This window comes from Pseudomonas sp. McL0111 (genome assembly GCF_052567255.1).
The window spans coordinates 2,577,858-2,596,574 of the sequence record NZ_CP199585.1; the positions used below are offsets into that span (position 1 = coordinate 2,577,858).

General features: G+C 59.4%; 15 protein-coding genes, 1 tRNA gene and 2 pseudogenes. 8 read left to right on the top strand and 10 right to left on the bottom strand.

The window, feature by feature from the left end; genetic code table 11:
• Nucleotides 1-110: 110 nt before the first annotated feature.
• Nucleotides 111-1,811 (bottom strand): acid phosphatase, encoded by a 1,701-nt coding sequence (gene acpA, locus ACTWLJ_RS11775; RefSeq protein ID WP_445180929.1) that lies wholly within the window; start codon nt 1,809-1,811, stop codon nt 111-113.
• A 127-nt stretch (nt 1,812-1,938) separates the two neighbouring features.
• Nucleotides 1,939-3,357: a short-chain fatty acid transporter gene (locus ACTWLJ_RS11780; RefSeq protein ID WP_445180930.1), complete on the bottom strand. Its 1,419-nt coding sequence runs from the start codon at nt 3,355-3,357 to the stop codon at nt 1,939-1,941.
• Between the two features lie 345 nt (nt 3,358-3,702).
• Between ACTWLJ_RS11780 and ACTWLJ_RS11785 the strand changes: the two genes are divergently transcribed.
• Nucleotides 3,703-5,016, top strand: a complete 1,314-nt coding sequence (locus ACTWLJ_RS11785) for an MFS transporter (RefSeq protein ID WP_445180931.1) — start codon at nt 3,703-3,705, stop codon at nt 5,014-5,016.
• 39 nt (nt 5,017-5,055) lie between these two features.
• On the opposite strand, the gene ACTWLJ_RS11790 is transcribed toward ACTWLJ_RS11785, so the two are convergent.
• Nucleotides 5,056-6,426, bottom strand: coding sequence for a GntT/GntP/DsdX family permease (locus tag ACTWLJ_RS11790; protein ID WP_401218818.1), 1,371 nt, complete (start codon nt 6,424-6,426; stop codon nt 5,056-5,058).
• A gap of 329 nt (nt 6,427-6,755) precedes the next feature.
• Between ACTWLJ_RS11790 and ACTWLJ_RS11795 the strand changes: the two are divergent.
• From ACTWLJ_RS11795 to ACTWLJ_RS11810, 4 genes and pseudogenes are all read left to right on the top strand, one after another.
• Nucleotides 6,756-7,442, top strand: a pseudogene (locus ACTWLJ_RS11795) (PAS domain-containing protein); the annotation flags it as partial.
• A 102-nt stretch (nt 7,443-7,544) separates the two neighbouring features.
• Nucleotides 7,545-7,982: pseudogene (locus ACTWLJ_RS11800) on the top strand (methyl-accepting chemotaxis protein); the annotation flags it as partial.
• A gap of 181 nt (nt 7,983-8,163) precedes the next feature.
• The gene (locus ACTWLJ_RS11805; protein WP_445180932.1) at nt 8,164-8,763 is read left to right on the top strand and encodes a flavin reductase family protein; all 600 of its coding nucleotides are present in this window, start codon (nt 8,164-8,166) and stop codon (nt 8,761-8,763) included.
• A gap of 74 nt (nt 8,764-8,837) precedes the next feature.
• The gene (locus tag ACTWLJ_RS11810) at nt 8,838-9,470 is read left to right on the top strand and encodes a LysE family translocator (protein WP_445180933.1); all 633 of its coding nucleotides are present in this window, start codon (nt 8,838-8,840) and stop codon (nt 9,468-9,470) included.
• 83 nt (nt 9,471-9,553) lie between these two features.
• On the opposite strand, the gene ggt is transcribed toward ACTWLJ_RS11810, so the two are convergent.
• Nucleotides 9,554-11,386 (bottom strand): gamma-glutamyltransferase, encoded by a 1,833-nt coding sequence (gene ggt / locus ACTWLJ_RS11815; RefSeq protein ID WP_445180934.1) that lies wholly within the window; start codon nt 11,384-11,386, stop codon nt 9,554-9,556.
• Between the two features lie 261 nt (nt 11,387-11,647).
• Between ggt and ACTWLJ_RS11820 the strand changes: the two genes are divergently transcribed.
• The 3 genes from ACTWLJ_RS11820 to ACTWLJ_RS11830 all read left to right on the top strand — a co-directional run bounded on the left by ACTWLJ_RS11820 (nt 11,648) and on the right by ACTWLJ_RS11830 (nt 13,796).
• Nucleotides 11,648-12,748, top strand: coding sequence for a DUF2817 domain-containing protein (locus ACTWLJ_RS11820; RefSeq protein WP_445180935.1), 1,101 nt, complete (start codon nt 11,648-11,650; stop codon nt 12,746-12,748).
• 341 nt (nt 12,749-13,089) lie between these two features.
• Nucleotides 13,090-13,290 carry a hypothetical protein gene (locus ACTWLJ_RS11825; RefSeq protein WP_445180936.1) on the top strand — a complete coding sequence of 67 codons (201 nt, stop codon included), beginning with the start codon at nt 13,090-13,092 and terminating at the stop codon, nt 13,288-13,290.
• 2 nt (nt 13,291-13,292) lie between these two features.
• The gene (locus ACTWLJ_RS11830) at nt 13,293-13,796 is read left to right on the top strand and encodes a type II toxin-antitoxin system YhaV family toxin (RefSeq protein ID WP_445180937.1); all 504 of its coding nucleotides are present in this window, start codon (nt 13,293-13,295) and stop codon (nt 13,794-13,796) included.
• A gap of 75 nt (nt 13,797-13,871) precedes the next feature.
• Here the strand turns inward: ACTWLJ_RS11830 and ACTWLJ_RS11835 are convergent, their stop codons facing one another.
• From ACTWLJ_RS11835 to ACTWLJ_RS11860, 6 genes are all read right to left on the bottom strand, one after another.
• Nucleotides 13,872-14,006, bottom strand: coding sequence for an AlpA family phage regulatory protein (locus tag ACTWLJ_RS11835; RefSeq protein WP_445180938.1), 135 nt, complete (start codon nt 14,004-14,006; stop codon nt 13,872-13,874).
• 216 nt (nt 14,007-14,222) lie between these two features.
• Nucleotides 14,223-14,299: transfer RNA gene (locus ACTWLJ_RS11840), tRNA-Met, on the bottom strand.
• Between the two features lie 80 nt (nt 14,300-14,379).
• Nucleotides 14,380-15,852, bottom strand: coding sequence for an amidase (locus ACTWLJ_RS11845; protein WP_445180939.1), 1,473 nt, complete (start codon nt 15,850-15,852; stop codon nt 14,380-14,382).
• A 60-nt stretch (nt 15,853-15,912) separates the two neighbouring features.
• Nucleotides 15,913-16,959, bottom strand: a complete 1,047-nt coding sequence (locus ACTWLJ_RS11850) for an ABC transporter substrate-binding protein (protein WP_445180940.1) — start codon at nt 16,957-16,959, stop codon at nt 15,913-15,915.
• Nucleotides 16,960-16,986: 27 nt separating this feature from the next.
• Nucleotides 16,987-17,793 (bottom strand): ABC transporter permease, encoded by an 807-nt coding sequence (locus ACTWLJ_RS11855; protein ID WP_445180941.1) that lies wholly within the window; start codon nt 17,791-17,793, stop codon nt 16,987-16,989.
• Nucleotides 17,793-18,713: an ABC transporter permease gene (locus ACTWLJ_RS11860; RefSeq protein WP_445180942.1), complete on the bottom strand. Its 921-nt coding sequence runs from the start codon at nt 18,711-18,713 to the stop codon at nt 17,793-17,795. Before ACTWLJ_RS11860 ends, ACTWLJ_RS11855 begins: the two co-directional genes overlap by 1 nt.
• Nucleotides 18,714-18,717 lie beyond the last annotated feature (4 nt).

Below are 18,717 nucleotides of genomic sequence, written 5' to 3' on the forward strand. Positions count from 1 at the left end.
CCTTTTCAGCGTGGGGTCCCGTTGGTCGGGGGCGCCTCATAGTGGATCAGCCGTGTGGCGCAGAGAAGCCGTCAAACACAGTTTTTTCAGCAATGCCGCAGGACTTGTCTTCAGGCAGGAAAATGCAGGGCGTTGGTCAAGTCACCCATCGGCATCTGGCCACGGGCGGTCATCGCGTCATCACGCTGCTTGATGCCATCGAGGGTCTCCAGTCGAAATACTCGGGTAATCAGCCGCAGGATCGAAGCGGTGTCATACACCGTGTGATCCACTGTGCCTTTGCGGGCAAACGGTGACACCACCAGCGCCGGCACGCGCGACCCCGGCCCCCAACGATCTCCCTTGGGCGGCGCGACGTGATCCCACCAGCCGCCGTTCTCATCAACGGTCACAATGACCACCATGTTTTTCCACTGCGGGCTTTCGCGCAGCACTTTCAGAGCGCGGACGATGTGCCGATCCCCGGATGCCACGTCGGCATAACCGGCGTGCATGTTCAGGTTGCCCTGTGGCTTGTAGAAACTCACTGCCGGCAGCTTTCCGGTCTCGGCATCGGCGAAGAACTTGTTGGTGCCCGACTCATCGCCGAGGCCGGCATCACGCAGGCGCTTGTTGCGCTCTTCGAGATGTTCCGGGCCTAGCTGTTTGAAGTAGTTGAACGGCTGGTGGTGATACTGAAAATTGGGGATTTTTGGAATTCCGCCGGAGTCCTTGAACTGATCCAGCGTCGCCTGCCAGGCTCCGGCGTACCAGGCCCAATCGATATTCTTCTTCGAAAGCTTGTCGCCGATGTGCTCGTGAGTCTGCGGCACCATCACGTTTGGCAGATCGGGTTTGGAATACTCCGGGCGCTCAGGGTCGCGAATCCAGGTCGGCCAGTAAGGCGGGGCGAGGGTGTTGACCCCGTAACCATCCGGCGTCAGTGCGCTCGGACCGAATTGCGGTGGTCCGGTCATGGCGCTGGCTGGCGATTGTTCCAGTGGTTTGAGGCGCGGGTCTGCCGGATCATCACTTTGCAGGGCGGCGATCTGGCTTTTGGCGACAGAGTTGCTCACGTCCGGATAAAACGGAGCGGCGGCGCTGATCAGATATTGATGGTTGAGAAACGAGCCGCCGAAGGCACCCTGGAAAAAGTTGTCGCAAAGTACGAACTCTTGGGCCACATCCCAAAGACGCAGGGAATATCGGCTCTGGGCGTAGTGGCCCATGGTCAAGCCACCGGAGTCAGCCCAGGCGACGAAACCATCGTTCTTGCCGCCGTTGATCTGCATCTGGTTCTGGTAGAACACGTGCCACAAGTCGCGAGTAACCAGGCCGAAGGGCAGGTCTTCACCGTTTGGCCCCTTCAGGGCGAATGGAGCGTTGGGCAGGTTCTCCTGAAACTGGGTGGCACTAGGGTAAGTCACGCCATCAAGGGTTTGGGGACCGATCTGCAGTGTGCCGCCCCAGACCTGAGGCAGGGTTTGCAGCAGACTGCCGTCGCGGTCGCGCTGTTGATAATCGGTGGGCTTGAGCGCCGACAAGGGCTTTTCGACACCGGGGAAGTCGCCGAACAGATTATTGAAGCTGCGGTTTTCGGCGTAGATCACCACTACGGTTTTCACCTGATCACGCAGGGCCTTCTCCAGCTCGGCCGGAGATAGCGGGCGCTCAGCCGGATTGCCGGATGGATCGCCCGGATTGCCGCAGGCCGCCAGCGTCGCGCCGGCACCTAGTACCGCGACGCCACCGAGAAAACGTCGGCGACTGGTGTCGGTAGGGGTGTCGGATTCAGGTAAAGATGCGTCAGTACCGTCTGTTTCGTCGTTCATGTCAGTGCCCGTATTGGCTTAATTGTTTCAGTTTGTTTCGGCCGGACGCTAACAAGGGAATATGACGGTTGGGTGACAACCCATCCAAGGCTCCCGATATTCTGATTCGGAAGCCTTTGGACATTTCCTACGGCATCACTGGAGGCGTATACGCCAATGTTGTCCCCAACACCCAAAGCAGAAACAACACCAGCGGCGTGTGCACCAGCAACTGCACGAACGAGAAGCCGATCAGATCCCGCGCTTTCAAACCAAGCACGCCCAGCAGCGGCAACATGTAGAACGGATTGATCAGGTTCGGCAGCGCTTCGGCGGCGTTGTAGATCTGCACCGCCCAGCCGAGGTGGTAGTTGAGGTCGTTGGCGACCTGCATCACATACGGCGCCTCGATGATCCACTTGCCGCCACCGGACGGAATGAAGAAACCGAGAATCGCCGAGTACACACCCATCAGCAGCGCATAGGTGTCGTGTGAAGCGATGCTGACGAAGAACGTCGAGATGTGATGGGCCAGCGTCTGCGCGTCGGCGCCTTTGACCGTGGTCATCAACGCGGCAATCGAACCGTACAACGGGAACTGGATCAGCACGCCAGTGGTGGTCGGCACCGCCCGCGCCACGGCATCGAGAAAGCTGCGCGGGCGCCAGTGCAGCAGCGCACCGAGCATGATGAACAGGAAGTTATAGGTGTTCAGCCCGGAAATTGCGGTGATCGCCGGTTTGGTCGAGAATTCGTGAAACAACCACCCGGCCGCCAGCAGCACCAATACGATAATCAGCAGCGGACTGTGTTCCAGCCATTCGCCGGGGCGGGTGCGCGGTTGCAGTGGCGGCAGGTTGAAGGCCGGGTCGATGCCGCAGGCCTTGGCGTCACGCGCCGAGTTCGGCCCGGGAGCGGTGGCGTAGGCGATGATGATCGAGATCACGATCAGTGCCAGCAGCATCACGCCGGACTGCCAGAGGAAAATCGTCTCGGTGAACGGAATCACCCCGGTGATCGACAGAATCGACGGCGGCAGGCTGGCGGGATTCGCCTGCAACTGCGCAGCAGAGGACGACAAGCCCAGAGCCCACACTGCGCCGAGGCCCAGATAGGCGGCGGCACCGGCGGCACGATAATCCATTTTCAGATCGGTACGGCGGGCGAGGGCACGCACCAGCAAACCGCCGAACACCAGCGACAGGCCCCAGTTCAGCAACGAGGCGACCATCGAGATCAGTGCGACCCAGGCCACGGCCGAGCGGCCGTTTTTTGGAATGCGTGCCAGACGATCAATAAGTTTGACTGCGGGCGGTGAGCTGGCGACCACATAACCGCCGATCACCACGAAGGCCATTTGCATGGTGAACGGGATCAGGCTCCAGAACCCGTCACCAAACGCCATCGCGGCATCGGTCGGTTTGGCGCCCATGGCCAATGTGGCCAGCGTGACAATAATCACTGCCAGCGCGGCGAATACCCAAGAGTCGGGAAACCAGCGTTCGGCAAAACTTGAGCACTTGAGAGCAAAGCGGGCGGAGCGGCTATCTTCGATATCAACGGCCACGGGAGTACCTCTGATTTTTATGTTTATTGTGGTCCTGAGGGCGAACCGCCCATGCCGGCAAGCAGGTTGCTCTTGTAGGAGTGAGCCTGCTCGCGATAGCGTCATTACATTCAAACATTGCGTTGGCTGACACAACGCTATCGCGAGCAGGCTCACTCCTACAGGGGGCTATCTGGCTTGTCGGCAGATGACTAACCCTCTGGACAAGCGCCAACAGTAAATCAACCGCTGCTGTTTTGTGAGCAGGTTTTGCAAAACCGGGACTATGGTCTAACGGGTTGTCCCCAGGCAGATTTGCGTAGACCATGTGCGCCTTGGTTTTTGCCTGTGCCAGAGTTCTTTGCCATGACTGCCCAATCGACTGCCAGACCGGCGCCATTCAGCCGTTCCGACTACAAAACCCTAGGCCTGGCGGCCCTCGGCGGGGCGCTGGAGATCTACGATTTCATCATTTTCGTGTTCTTCGCCCTGACCCTCAGCCAACTGTTTTTCCCGCCGGAAATGCCCGAGTGGCTGCGCTTGCTACAAAGCTTCGGGATCTTTGTCACCGGTTACCTGGCGCGGCCGCTGGGCGGGATTCTGATGGCGCATTTCGCCGATCGCATGGGCCGCAAAAAGGTCTTCAGCCTGAGCATCCTGATGATGGCGCTGCCGTGCCTGCTGATCGGGATCATGCCGACTTATGCACAGATCGGATATTTCGCCCCGCTGTTGCTGCTGGCGTTGCGCATCCTGCAAGGCGCGGCGGTTGGCGGTGAAGTGCCGAGCGCCTGGGTGTTTGTCGCCGAACACGCGCCGACCGGTCATCGCGGGTACGCACTGGGCTTTTTGCAGGCCGGGCTGACATTTGGTTATCTGATCGGCGCATTGACCGCGACCTTCCTCGCCCAAGTATTCAGCCCCGCCGAGATTCTCGATTACGCCTGGCGTTATCCGTTCCTGCTCGGCGGTGTGTTTGGTGTGATCGGTGTCTACCTGCGACGCTGGCTGAGCGAAACCCCGGTGTTCATGGCGATGGAAGCGCAACGCGAGGCGCGGGTCGAACTGCCGCTGCGCACGGTGTTGCGCGAGCATCGTCTGGCGATGCTGCCGGCCATGTTGCTGACCTGCGTGCTGACCTCGGCGGTGGTGGTGTTTGTGGTCATCACCCCGACGATGATGCAGAAAACCTTCGGCATGACCGCCAGCCATACCTTTGGCCTCAGTGCCTTGGGCATTGTGTTCCTCAACATCGGCTGTGTGCTCGCCGGTTTGCTGGTCGACCGGATCGGCGCCTGGCGCACGGTGATGCTCTATAGCCTGCTGCTGCCGCTGGGCATCGGCGTGCTCTACACCTGTCTGATTGCTGGCGGCGACTGGATCGGACTGGCGTATGCGGTGGCAGGGCTTTCTTGCGGTGTTGTCGGCGCGGTGCCGTCGGTGATGGTCGGGTTGTTCCCGGCGCGCATTCGCGTGTCAGGCATTTCCTTCACCTACAACATTGCTTACGCCGCATGGGCAAGTATCACACCGCTGCTGTTGATCGGTCTGATGCCGTGGAGTCCATGGATCTGCGTGATCTTCTGCGCGGTGATGGGTGTGGTAGGGATCTTGAGTGCAGCGTATTTCGGCGCGCGGATGCCCAATGTCGGGCGCCACTCTGTAGCGCCCTGTTCATAACGATTTTCCGATGGCCTCAGTGCAAGTTCGCAGGGGCCATTACGTCAACCAATGCCACCACAACAACGTCCCCACCAGCCCCACCACCGAGACAATGGTTTGCAGGATCGACCAGACCCAGATTGTCTGTTTGAGCTGCAAGCCAAAGTACTCGCGCACCATCCAGAAACCGGCATCGTTCACATGGCAGAAAAACACTGAGCCGGCGCCAATCGCCAATGCCACCAACGAACTTTGCGTCGCCGCGAGTCCCGCCATCATCGGCGCCAGAATCCCCGCCGTCGTGGTAGTGGCGACCGTCGCTGAACCCGTGGCCTGACGCAATGCCACCGCAATCAACCATGCCAACAGCAAGTACGGCATGTGCGCGCCTTCAGCGACTTTGCTGATGGTCTGGCTGACACCGGCATCCAGCAGGGTTTGCTTCAAGCCTCCACCGGCACCGATAGTCAGCAGTAACACGGCAATCGGTGCGAGGCTTTTGCGCAGAGTGCCGCCGACTTGTTCGCGGGGCATGCCGTTGGCCCAGCCGAGGCAGATCACCGCCGCCATCACGGCAATCCCCAATGCGACCAATGGCTCACCGAGAAACTTCAGGGTCAGGGCGACGCTGCTTTCAGGGCTCATCGCGACTTTCGCCAGGGTGCTGCCGAGCATCAGCAATACCGGCAGCAGGATAATCAGAATCGACACACCGAAACTCGGCTGGCGCGGCGCCTTGGGCGGAGCGCTGAACAGCGCGCCGAGTTCTGCCGGTTCATCGACATGCATGCGCTTCGACAGCCAGTTGCCGTAGATCGGCCCGGCGAGAATCACCGCTGGAACCGCGATGCTGAAACCCAGCAACATGGTCAGGCCAAGGTCGGCATGCAAAGCGCTGACGGCAATCAGCGGCCCGGGGTGCGGCGGCATCAAGGCGTGCAATGTGGTCATCCCGGCCAGCGCCGGAATCGCGATCTTCAACAGTGGCTGACCGGAGCGCCGGGCCATGACGAAGATGATCGGCACCATCATCACCAACCCGACTTCAAAGAACAGCGGCAGGCCAATCACCATCGCCACCAGCGCCATGACCCACGGCAGCGACTTGCCTTTGCCTAGCCCGAGCAAAGTCGAGGCAATGCGGTCGGCAGCCCCGGACTCGGCCATCAACGCGCCAAGCATCGAGCCCAGGGCAATGATGATCCCCGCCTCACCAAGAATCGCCCCGGCGCCTTTGCTGAACGCTTTGGCCACGTCTTCAGGCGGCAAGCCTGCACCGACACCGGCAATGAAAGTGCCGATCAGGATCGAGAGAAAAGGCGGAAGTTTGGTGGCGCTGATCAACACGATAATCGTGGCAATCGCCAGCAGGCAGCAGAGGATCAAGCGGGTGTCGTGAACCATCCAGGCAGCGGTCGATAAATCCAAAACGGAACTCCTTATCGGGCGAATACCGTGCAACATGTTGTTGCAATTTGGCTTGAGAATACCTGATATGGCCGACCCAGAGCGCTCGGTTTTGTAACCGCTCTATAGGGCATAGGTAAGACAAACGGCCAATTGAGATTATTTTTGACTGGCCGGTCTCAATCGCTCTTCAGAAAAGTTTTCCAAGGCCGATGGTTAGGCTGCATACCGCTTTCTACCCTGCCTATCGGTGCTTTCCCATGTTCAATAAACGCCTGAAGCAAGAGCTGGCTGCTCTTCGTGAAGAACTCTCCAGCCTCGTGCAAGTCAAGGAAAGCCTGGAAAGCGAGATGCTGGTGCTGACGCTTGAGCCCGATGGCCGGATTCAATCGGTCAATCAGAACTTCCTCAACGAGATGTTCTACAAGAGCCACGACCTGATCGGTCGGGCGATTGAAGACATCGTGCCGACCCACGTGAAGTCCGATGAATTTCATCGCCGCTTCAAGACTGCCATGAGCCGTGGCGAACACTTTGCTGGCGCGGTGCGCCTATTGCGTGGCAATGGTGAGGAGGCGTGGCTGCGTTCGATCGTGCAACCGGTGCGTTCTTCGGACGGGCGGGTCAGGCACATCTCGATCTACGCCAGCGATCTGACCCGCACCATCGAAGCCTCCCGCGAACACGAAAACCTGATCGGCGCGCTGGTGCGTTCGACGGCAGTGATCGAGTTCGACCTCAACGGCAATGTACTGAACGCCAACGAGCGCTTCCTCGGCGGCATGGGTTACAGCCTGGCGCAGATCAAGGGCAAACATCACCGCATGTTCTGCGTACCGGAGGAATACAACAGCGCCGAGTACCAGAACTTCTGGCGTCGTCTGAACAATGGCGAATTCGTCGCGGACCGTTTCAAGCGTGTCGACAGTCATGGTCGTACAGTGTGGCTGGAGGCGTCCTACAACCCGGTAGTCGATGCCAACGACAAACTGTACAAAGTGGTGAAGTTCGCCACGGTGATCACCGATCAGGTCAACCGCGAGCAAGCCGTCGCCGAAGCCGCCAACATTGCTTACAGCACCTCGCAGCAAACCGACAGCACCGCCCAGCGTGGCACCGCAGTGGTGACCGAGGCAGTGAATGTGATGCGCGATCTTTCGCGCCACATGCAAACCGCCGGTGAAGGTATCGAAGCACTGAACGAGCAATCGCTGGTGATCGGCACCATCGTCAAAACCATCAGCGGCATCGCCGAACAGACCAACCTGCTGGCGCTCAACGCGGCCATTGAAGCGGCGCGTGCCGGCGAGCAGGGTCGAGGTTTTGCGGTGGTGGCCGATGAAGTGCGGCAACTGGCATCACGCACCAGTCAGGCGACTGACGAAATCGTCGGCGTGGTCCGACAAAACCAGGAGATGGCGCGCAACGCCGTGGCCCTGATGACCGACGGCAAACTCCAGGCCGAACAAGGGCTGGCGCTGGCGGCGGAGGCGGGCACGGTGATCGTCGAGATTCAGGACGGTGCACAGAAAGTGGTGAATGCGGTCGGCCAGTTCGCCAATCAACTCTCCAACTGATCGGAAACAACCCCGGCCCCCTGTGGGAGCGAGCTTGCTCGCGAAGGTGTCTGTCCATTCAACACTTTCGTCGACTCACACTCCGCTTTCGCGAGCAAGCTCGCTCCCACAGGATTTTCACCAGCCTTCTTGCTGTGGTCTGGCGCTACAATCTGTTCCTTTTACCCCGGAGCAGTCCCCCATGAGCGAATCCCACCGCCGTCCGGTTCCCCTGAACAAAGCCTACCGCCTGCTCAATCACGGACCGACCGTATTGGTCAGCGCCGCCCATGACGGCCAGCGCAACATCATGGCAGCCGCCTGGGCCATGCCTCTGGATTTCGAACCGCCGAAAGTCGCGGTGGTACTCGACAAATCCACCTGGACCCGCCAACTGCTCGAAGCGTCCGGCACCTTTGTGCTCAATGTGCCTTGCGCCAATCAGGCGGACATCGTGCAAACCGTCGGCTCCACTTCGGGTCTGGAAATCACCCAAAACCAAGGCCGGGACAAATTCCAGACCTATGGTTTGCAGACCTTCGCAGGCGAACAAATCGACGCGCCGTTGCTCGAAGGCTGCGTTGCCTGGCTCGAATGCCGGTTGCTGCCGGAACCGCGCAATCATGACCAGTACGACCTGTTCCTCGCCGAAGTCATCGCCGCCCAGGCCGATGAGCGCGTGTTCAGCGATGGCCGTTGGCATTTCGAGGGGCATGATGCTTTGCGCACGTTGCACCACGTTGCGGGCGGACATTTCCTGACGATTGGCGATTCGGTGGACGGCAAAACCCTGCCGGTCTGAAATTCATCTGTTGGAAAACGCTGCGCTGATGCTGCACTGTGTGGAGCATCTTCGAACCAATCAGGCACGCGCCCATGGATCTCTCTGCTTCGAGTTATCTCGCTCCGTTGCTGTCGCTGGCGTTGTTGTGGGCAGTGGCCGTGATCACCCCCGGCCCGAACTTCTTCAACATCGCGCAACTGGCGGTCAGCCGTTCGCGCCGCCACGGCGTGATGGCCGCGCTCGGTGTCGCCAGTGGTACGGTGCTGTGGGGACTGGCTGGCGGGTTGGGCATCCAGTCGCTGTTCAGCGCGGCGCCGACGCTGTATCTGGGTTTCAAGATCGCTGGTGGCTGCTACCTGATCTACCTCGGGCTCAAGCAGTTCAAGCGCAAAGCAGCCATTGCACCGGGTGCGCTGGATGGCCCGGAGCAAACCTTGCTCGGCGCCTATGGTCGGGGCTTTCTGGGCAACATGACCAACCCCAAGTCCGCCCTGTTCGTCGCCACGATCTTCGCCACCGCGATGCCCGCGCACATACCGCCGTTGCTATTGGCGCTGGCGGTAATAACCATGGCGACGTTGTCGTTCAGTTGGTATTGCAGCGTCGCGCTGTTCTTTGCCAGCCGCCGGATTGCAGGCGTTTACGAGCGGTCACGCAAATGGCTGGATCGACTGGCGGGTGGTTGTTATTTGCTGTTTGGGGCGCATTTGGTGGCTAGTCGTTGAGAGTGGTGCGTTAGCCAATCCTGCTCGTATTGCATAAAAAAGGCCTACCGCGAGGTAGGCCTTTTCCATTTTCGTCGTAAGTCTCAATCCCCCAGCGCTTCCCCCTCACGCCGTGGGTCTGCGCCACCGCTCAGTGTGGCTTTCCCTTGCGCATCCTTGACCCGCACGATGGCCTGGGTGCCGCTGGTCATGTCGATTTCGTTCACGGTGTGGCCCTTGTCCTTTAGCGCCTGAATCAGCGTCGGGCTGAATTGGCCTTGTTCCAGTTCGGTCGGGCCGTTGCGGCTGCCGAAGTTGGGCAGGCTGATGGCGCGTTGTGGGTCGAGGTTCCAGTCGAGCAGGCCGATGGTGGTTTTGGCCACATATTCGATGATCTGCGAACCGCCCGGTGAACCGACGGCAGCGAGGAATTCGCCGTTGTTGCGATCAAAGATCAGGGTGGGTGCCATTGATGAGCGAGGGCGTTTGCCGGGTTCGACGCGGTTGGCGACTTTCTGCCCGTTCTCTTCGGCGATGAACGAGAAGTCGGTCATCTGGTTGTTCAGCAGAAAGCCCTGAACCATCAGGTGCGAGCCGAACGCCGCTTCGATGGTGGTGGTCATCGATACAGCTCCGCCCAAGTCATCGACCGCCACCACTTGTGAGGTGGAGATGCGCAGCGGCGAACGATCCGGCGCGTACGCCACTTGAATGCCCGGCGGCGTCCCCGGTTTGGCGCTGCCCATGCTGCGGTCGCCGATCAGGCTGGCGCGGCTGGCGAGATATCCCGGGTCGACGAGGCCTTTGACCGGCACCGCTACGAAATCGGTATCGGCCACGTATTGCGCACGGTCGGCGTAGGCCAGGCGTTCCGCCTCGGCGATCAGGTGTACCGCTTGCGGATCAGGTTCGATGCCGGCCGGTTTATCGGTTTTGAGTGGTTTGAGCGGCGTCAGCGACAGACGCGGATCGCGGGTTTCCAGTGCCTGCAAGGTGCCGAGAATCTGCGCCACGGCGATCCCGCCCGAGGACGGTGGTGGCATGCCACAGACTTGCCAGCGTTTGTAGTCGGTGCACAAAGGTGCGCGTTCTTTCGCCTGGTAGTTCTGCAAATCGCTCAACGACAGGCTGCCGGGATTGGCGTGGCGCTGCACCTTGGCGACGATTTCTTCAGCAATCGGGCCTTTATAGAGTGCGTCCGGGCCTTCTTTGGCGATGCGTTTGAGCACGGCGGCCAATGCCGGGTTTTGCAGGCGGGTGCCAACGGCTTTGACGCTGCCATCGCTGTTGAGGAAGTATGCGGCCATGTCCGGCGAATTGCGGATCACCGGATCGGATGCCAGCAGCGAATGCAGGCGAGGGGAGATCGCAAAACCTTGCTCGGCGAGTTTGATCGCCGGCTCGAACAGCGTGGCCCATGGCAGACGACCGTGTTGTTTGTGCGCCATTTCCAATGCACGCAACACGCCGGGCGTGCCGACCGAGCGGCCACCGATCTGCGCCTGCGGGAACGGCATCGGTTTGCCGTCGGCTTGCAGGAACAGCTTCTCGGTCGCGCCGGCCGGAGCGGTTTCGCGTCCGTCATAGGTGCGCACCTGTTTGCCATCCCACAGCACAATCATCGCGCCGCCGCCGATCCCGGAGGATTGCGGCTCGACCAGAGTCAGCACGGCTTGCATCGCAATCGCCGCATCAATCGCCGAACCGCCCTGACGCAGAATCTCCCGCCCGGCCTCGGTTGCCAACGGGTTGGCAGCGGCGGCCATGTGTCGATTGGCGTGGCTGGCCTGCAGATCGGTGCGGTAACCGGAAGCGGCTTCCGGCGCCAACGGCAATGTCGAAGACGGTGGGGCGTTGCATGCGCTGAGGGTCAGGGCGCTGATGATCAGCGTCAGGGCAGGCAGGCGAAAGCGGCTCAAGGGCAGGGCTGAAAACACGCGGGGCTCTCCGTCCGTGGGGTGAAAGATCTGACGGACTTTATCGGCCGCTCGGTCGCGACGCAAACCGGTGGGCATTTTTGTCTTTCTTTTCAGCGCAGATATTCGCTAGGGTCAGCGTCAAATCCAGTGAACTGAAATATGCCCCTGTGGGAGCGAGCCTGCTCGCGATATGGATAGATCAGTCACATAAGTGTTGACGGTCAATCCGCTATCGCTAGCAGCTAGCTCCCACAGTTAGAAAACCAACTAGAGGCAACCATGCACAGCGAGTTTCCGATTCAGTACAGTTACCGTGATCAACGCGAGCGCTTTCTTGCCGCCGCGACCGCCGCCGGTGCCACGCTCACCTCGTACGCGCATCCGCGTTGCGGCCCTTTTGGCGAGCCGCTGAGCACCGATGTCGCGGTGCTCGGTAATCCGCAGGCCAAGCGGTGGCTGGTGGCGCTCAGCGGCACGCACGGGGTGGAAGGCTATTACGGCTCGGAATGCCAGATCGACTGGCTGAAAGCATTCACACCGGGCTCACTGGCGGCGGACGTCGCGGTGGTGATGGTTCATCTGATCAATCCCTGGGGCACCGCGTGGCTGCGGCGGGTCAACGAAGACAACATCGACCTCAATCGCAATCATCTGGACTTCACCCGAGCGCTGCCGGATAACCGCGCTTACGCCGCATTACATGAAATCTACGCCTGCACAGACTTGAGCGGCCCCGAGCGGGAGCGTGCCGACGCTTTGCTCGATGCGCAAATCGCCGAACACGGCTGGCCGGCGGTGATGTCGATTGTCGAAGGCGGACAACACAGTCATCCGGATGGACTGTTTTACGGTGGGCGGGCGCCGAGCTGGTCGAACCAAACGTTGCATCAGATCATCGATGAGCATCTGGCGGGCGCTGAAACCGTGATGTGTTTTGACTTGCACACCGGGGCAGGCGAGTACGGTCATCCGATGCTGCTGACCATCACCGAATCCGCTTACCCGGCACTGGCGCAGGCACAGTCAATCTACGGCCCATGGCTGTACACCTTGCACACCGGCGCCGAGACCGTGAGCGAAACCGGTATTGCGGCGACGGCCACCGGCTACACCTCGCAAGCATTGCTCAACGCATTGCCGGGCGTGCAATTGATGCCGTTCGTGATCGAGTGCGGAACCTATCCGGGGCCTGATGTGCATCGGTATTTGCGCGATGATCAGTGGCTGCATCTGCACGGCGATCCACTGGATGCGACGGGCTGTGAGATCAAGTTGAATCTGCTGGAGCAGTTCTATCCGGCTGATCCGGACTGGCGGGCGATGGTGGGTCTGCGGACTCGGCAGATTTGGGCGAAGGGGTTGGTGGCGTTGGCGGGATGAGGTGCCAGCTCTGTGGTGAGGGGGAGGTAGCGACACGTCGTGCTTCTCGGTTGAAAGGGAAGGGTGCGTGATGCAGCCGTTATCAACTCGGGTGTCGTCATGTGCCAAAATATTTAACTGTCTCAGAAATGTTACTGTCAATCTTCGCGAGTGGGGTGACTGTTACATTATCAGGCTATGAATATTCGCTTTTGATGGTGTTAAATGCCTTCCTCGTGAACGATAGTGATCTAGAGTGATCATACGAAGGGCACGGACCTGGGTAGCACCGGTTGGCGTTCAACCGACGTTCATGCCGATATCCTGCTGAAATAACAGGAAAATCAAACTGGAGAGAAGTCATGGCTAAAGGCAATGTCGTCTCGTTTACCGAAAGAAAGGCTGAGATTCAAGCGGGTGTCGAGTTCCTTGATCTGCTGGACCGAGATGTAAAGGATAACCCCGAGACCATCCAGCCAATCCCTCGCGGGCTGTTGCAGCGAATTCACACCATTCGCAACCAGGCGGACGAAAATCGTCGTCGCGAGCTCCAAGAAGGCTAAACGTGGCTGAAAGCACTGTGCATTTTGAGAACGGGTGGGCACTTTATGCTCACCCGTTGTTCGTTTCTCGCCTTGAGGAATTGACGGTAGTCGTGGAAAAGCTGATGTCTAGCGACCCTAATGGGTTTCATCATCATCCGCTTTACAAGCTTTTCGATGCGGTATCTACAAATATTCTCATTAATGTACCAGCTGACCCTGCTCATAATTGCTACCGTCAAGGGAATACCCTTGGTCGCGAATACAAGCACTGGTTCAGGGTCAAAAAGCAGGGAATGCTGCCGCGTTACAGGCTTTTCTTCCAATTCAGATCGGAAGCGCCCAAAACCATCATTTATGCATGGCTGAATGATGAAGACTCCATCAGGAAAGATGGTGACAAGCACGACGTCTATGCCGTGTTCACGGCGATGCTGAAGAGTGGAAAGATGCCCAACTCCTATGCCGAGTTAATCGCGGCCTGCGATGATCTTGAATATGGGACACCTACTACCGGCACGGAATAAGAGTGATAGCGCTAAGAGCCCAGCCAGATGCTGGGCTTTTTTATTTTTGGCCTACTCGTCACGTTGTCCAGCCCCTCAACTGCACGGGTCGAGATCGAACATCCATTTTGCGATTACTGACTGACGCCAAGCCACCGAGTTGGGGCCGATCCTGACCTGTTTAGAGAAGGATGTGTGAAGTCTTTCAAAGCACGCGGAACTAGGGCGCAAAAAAAACGCCGCTATCCCATGTTGGGGGTAAGCGGCGTTTTTTATTGATCTGCAATGCTGGTTGCGCGTCTGGAATAGTATCCAGTGGCCGGTATCAGTTGGCGGATCTGGTCGAAAGAGCAGGGTACTGCTGTGCGGTCCATCGGGGACAAATCCCCTCGCTACAATCGAGACATAAAAAAACGGCCTACCTTTCGGTAAGCCGTTTTTAGTACTTGGTGGCTACACAGGGACTTGAACCCCGGACCCCAGCATTATGAATGCTATGCTCTAACCAACTGAGCTATGTAGCCAAGTGGCGCGCATTATTCCCCTGAAATGGAAAAGCGTCAAGCGTAAATTTAAAATATTTCTCTACGCTTTCAACCGTTTATCAATCTTTGCTCAAAAATGCCCCGCCAAGCAGCGGTGAAGGGCAGCGTTCGAACCAGCGGCTGGCCTGTTCATACGCGTGGGCCAGTTGCAGAACGGCGAAGTCGGCCTGGTGTTTGCCGATGATTTGCAGGCCCATCGGCAAGCCATCGCGATTGAACCCGGCCTGCACGCTGGCCACCGGGCAACCGGACAAGGTGCCGGGGATCACCACTTCCATCCAGCGGTGATAGGTGTCCATCGCGACGCCTTCGATAGATGCAGGCCACGGCTGGTTTTTGTCGAACGGGAAGACCTGCGCGCTCGGCAGCAGCAGGAAGTCGAATTTTTCGAACAGTCGCGAAATCGCCCGATACCAGTCGCTGCGCACCACCGAAGCGGCAAATACTTCGCTGGCGGAAAGCTTCAGGCCGTTCTCGACTTCCCAGCAGGCTTCCGGTTTCAGCAGGGCACGTTTCTGCGGATCGGCATACGCCGCGCCCAGCGAGCCGGCGACCATCCAGTGACGCAAGGTACGCCAACTGCTCCACAAACGCTCCGGGGCGAATTCCGGTTGTACCGACTCGATATGGCAACCGAGGCTTTCAAAGTCGGCAAAGGTCTTTTCGCACAACGACAGTACGCCGTTCTCCATCGGCAAGTAGCCATTGAAATCGCCGAGCCAGCCGATGCGTGTGCCCTTGAAGTCGCGTTCCAGCGGTGCGGCAAATGCCTCACCGGATTCGCTGATCGACAGCGGCGCCCGGGCATCGCCACCGGCCTGCACCGACAGCAGTAATGCGGCATCGCGAACGCTGCGGGCCATCGGCCCTTCATAACCGAGTTGATCGAAAAACAGATCGGCGCTGTCATCGAACGGCACCCGACCCTGAGAGGGCCGGAAACCGAAAATATTGTTGAACGCTGCCGGGTTGCGCAGCGAGCCCATCATGTCGCTGCCATCGGCCACCGGCACCAGATGCATGGCCAGTGCAGCAGCGGCACCACCGCTACTGCCGCCTGCGGTTTTGCTCGGGTCGTAGGCGCAACCCGTCGCGCCGAACAGCGGGTTATAGCTCTGCGAACCGAGGCCGAATTCCGGGGTGTTGGTCTTGCCGATGATGATCGCGCCGGCAACCTTGATCCGCTCGACCATGATGCCGTCGCGCTCGGGGATGTAATCCTTGAACAGCGGCGAGCCGAGCGTGGTGCGGATGCCACGGGTCAGCGACAGATCCTTGATCGCATGGGGCAGGCCATGCATCCAGCCATGGTATTCGCCACGCGCCAGTTCGGCGTCGCGCTCGTCGGCCTGGGCCAGCAGGTCTTGCGGCGCCTGCAGGCTGATCAGTGCGTTGACCAGCGGGTTGACGCGTTCGATATGGGCCAGATAAGTCTGCATCACTTCCCGGCAGGACACCTGGCGCAGACGAATGCGCTCGGCGAGTTCGTGGGCCTGCAACAGGACCAGTTCGCTGATGTTGTTAGAGTTCATTGCAAGCGGCCTTCAAGACGGCTGGAGAAACGCCCCGACATCGTGTCGGGGCGGTAGAGATCAACGCATCAGATTGGTCCAGAGACGGTCGGCAAGACGGATCGCACCTTCGCCGCAGGTCTTGCTGAACACCACTTGCGTGCCTTCGGGAATGTGCAACTCGGGTGCGTCTTTCAGACTGGCGTCGAGGAACGGTTCGACGCCTTTGATCGGGCTCTGGTGCTTGAGGAAGTTCTGGGTCATCGCCGAGTTTTCCGGCTGGCTGAGGAACGCGATAAACGCCTTGGCATTTGCCGGATTCTTGCTGCCGGTCGGGATGACCATATTGTCGACCCACGCCAGCACACCTTCTTTCGGGTACAGGTATTTCAGGGTCGGTTTCATTTCCCGGGCGCGCATCGACGAGCCGCCCCAGAACATCGACATGTCGATTTCACCCGAGGCGAGGTTCTCGCGGATCGAGCCGGCCTTGGAGCTGTAGGTTTTGACGAAAGGCTTCTGCGCCTTGAGCAGCGTCAGCACCTGCTGCATCTGTTTCGGGTCTTCGCTGCACAGCGGAATGTTTAGGTACAGGCTGGCCATATCGACCATGTCGCTGACCGAGTCGAACATGTTGATTCGTCCCTGCAACTCGGCTGGCGGCTCGTAAAGCACCTTGTAGCTGTCGGCGGGGCCCTTGTAGCGCGCGGAGTCGAGCACCACGCTGGTGGTGCCCCAGATGAACGGCACGGAGTACGCGCCTTCCGGATCCCAGGTCGGTTTTTTCAGGTTGTCGACGACGCCGGCATAGTAGGGCTCGTTGACCGGGTCGAAGCGCTCCAGCAGCTTTTCCTTGATCAGGATCGGGATGAACTGGTGCGAAGGAATCGCCACGTCATAACCGGCGCCGCCCTGTTTCAGTTTGGCCAGCAGCGTCTCGTTGGAGTCATAGGAATCGACGGTGACTTCGATGCCGGTCTGCTTCTGGAACTTGGCGAGAATCTCCGGTGAAAAGTAGCCGCTCCAGCTCACCACGTTGAGTTTTTCTGCGGCCTGAACCCCGCCGGCCAAGGTCAGCGGCAAAGTCAGGAACAACGAAGTGCCAATGCTTTTTATCCACTTGCTCATGCTATTTCCCCACAGTACGTAGAAGGTTCAGGCGTTCTTTTTGCCCAACAGGTAGGAGAGACTGACGAACAGCACCGAGACGCCCAGGATCAGGGTCGAGACGGCGTTGACGTCGGGCGTCACGCCCATGCGCAATAGACCGAAAATGAAGATCGGCAGGGTGGTGGTGCCGGCCTGGGAAACCATCATCGAGATCACGAAGTTATCCAGCGAGACGATGAAGGCCAGCATCAGTCCGGAGAAAATTCCCGGCATCAGCAGCGGCAGAGTGACCTTGCGAAACGTGCGCCACGCGCCGGCATACAGGTCGGCCGAAGCTTGCTCCAGCGACAGGTCCATGTCGTTCAGGCGAGCCCGAATCGGCAGGTAGGCAAACGGGATGCAGAACACCGTGTGAGCGATGATCAGATTGCCGTAACCCAGCGACAGGCCGATGGTCGAGAACAGCGCGAGTGTGGCCACGCCGACCACGATTTCCGGCAGCACCAGCGGCAGCATGATTGCGCCCATCGACAACTGCATGCCCTTGAACCTGGCCCCGCGTGAGGTGCCCAGTGCAGCAAGGGTGGCAATCGCGGTGGCGATCATGCTCGCGCAAACCGCGATCAACAGACTGTTACCGGCCGCCTGACGCAAGGCCTGATTGGCGAACGCGGCGCGATACCAGTCGAAGCTGAAACCGGTCCACACCGTGGCCGACTGGTTGGCGTTGAACGAGAACACCACCAGCACCACGATCGGCGCGTAGAGGTACAGATAGAACAGGAAACTGAATCCGCCGAAACCGGGGAAGTCCTGCACGCTGAGACCTTTGCGTTTGAATAATCCGATCATCACGCATCTCCCTTGGCGACGCGCTGGCGCTCGGCACGCAGCGCATACACGGTCAGCACCAGCATCACTGCCGCCATCAGCACCAGCGACAGTGCTGCGCCAAACGGCCAGTTACGCGCATCGCTGAATTGCCGGAAAATCAGGTTGCCGAGCATCATTCGCGTGCCACCACCCAACAGTTCAGGGGCAATCATTGCGCCCAGGCACGGCACAAAGGTCAGAATCGCGCCGGCAAGAATTCCCGGTTTGGCAATCGGTAGCACCACTTTGCGCAAGGTGCGCACACGACCGGCGTACAGATCCTGAGCCGCTTCGAGCAGGCGAATATCCATCTTTTCCAGCGTCGCGTAGATCGGCAAAACCACGAAGGGTGCGTAGGTATAAACCAGCCCCAGCAGCACCGCGCCGTCGGTGTACAGCAACTGCAATGGCTCATGAATGACGCCGAGCCCCATCAGGCTGTTGTTGATCACCCCGGTGTTGCGCAGCAGCAAAATCCACGCATAGGTGCGGATCAGCAGGTTGGCCCAGAACGGCACGGTGATCAGAAAGATCAGCAAGCCGCGCCGATGCGCCGGTTGCATCGCCAGCCACACTGCGACCGGGAAACCGATCAATAGCGTGATGATCGTGGTCAGCCCGGCGATGCCAATCGAGCGCAGGGCGATGATCAGGTAGGAGTCGGCAAAGGCCAGGCTGTCGTCCAGTTGGCGCTCGAACAGCAGCGAGGTGTAGGCGTCACTGCTGAAGACTTTGTTGACTCCACCGTAGGGGTTGGCTTCCATCAGCGAATAGCAGATGACGATCAGGATCGGCACGATCAGAAACAGGCCGATGGCGATCAACGCCGGGCTGACCCCGAGGAAGCTCTGAAACGCGCGCCGGCGTTCCAGGGTATTGGTTATCGGTAAGGCGTGCATGGCA

Bases quoted from the DNA above. Each gene is read 5' to 3' on its own strand.
- acpA (WP_445180929.1), bottom strand. From the start codon at position 1,811: ATGAACGACGAAACAGACGGTACTGACGCATCTTTACCTGAATCCGAC.
- ACTWLJ_RS11785 (WP_445180931.1), top strand. From the start codon at position 3,703: ATGACTGCCCAATCGACTGCCAGACCGGCGCCATTCAGCCGTTCCGAC.
- ACTWLJ_RS11805 (WP_445180932.1), top strand. From the start codon at position 8,164: ATGAGCGAATCCCACCGCCGTCCGGTTCCCCTGAACAAAGCCTACCGC.
- ACTWLJ_RS11810 (WP_445180933.1), top strand. From the start codon at position 8,838: ATGGATCTCTCTGCTTCGAGTTATCTCGCTCCGTTGCTGTCGCTGGCG.
- ACTWLJ_RS11820 (WP_445180935.1), top strand. From the start codon at position 11,648: ATGCACAGCGAGTTTCCGATTCAGTACAGTTACCGTGATCAACGCGAG.
- ACTWLJ_RS11825 (WP_445180936.1), top strand. From the start codon at position 13,090: ATGGCTAAAGGCAATGTCGTCTCGTTTACCGAAAGAAAGGCTGAGATT.
- ACTWLJ_RS11845 (WP_445180939.1), bottom strand. From the start codon at position 15,852: ATGAACTCTAACAACATCAGCGAACTGGTCCTGTTGCAGGCCCACGAA.
- ACTWLJ_RS11850 (WP_445180940.1), bottom strand. From the start codon at position 16,959: ATGAGCAAGTGGATAAAAAGCATTGGCACTTCGTTGTTCCTGACTTTG.
- ACTWLJ_RS11855 (WP_445180941.1), bottom strand. From the start codon at position 17,793: ATGATCGGATTATTCAAACGCAAAGGTCTCAGCGTGCAGGACTTCCCC.
- ACTWLJ_RS11860 (WP_445180942.1), bottom strand. From the start codon at position 18,713: ATGCACGCCTTACCGATAACCAATACCCTGGAACGCCGGCGCGCGTTT.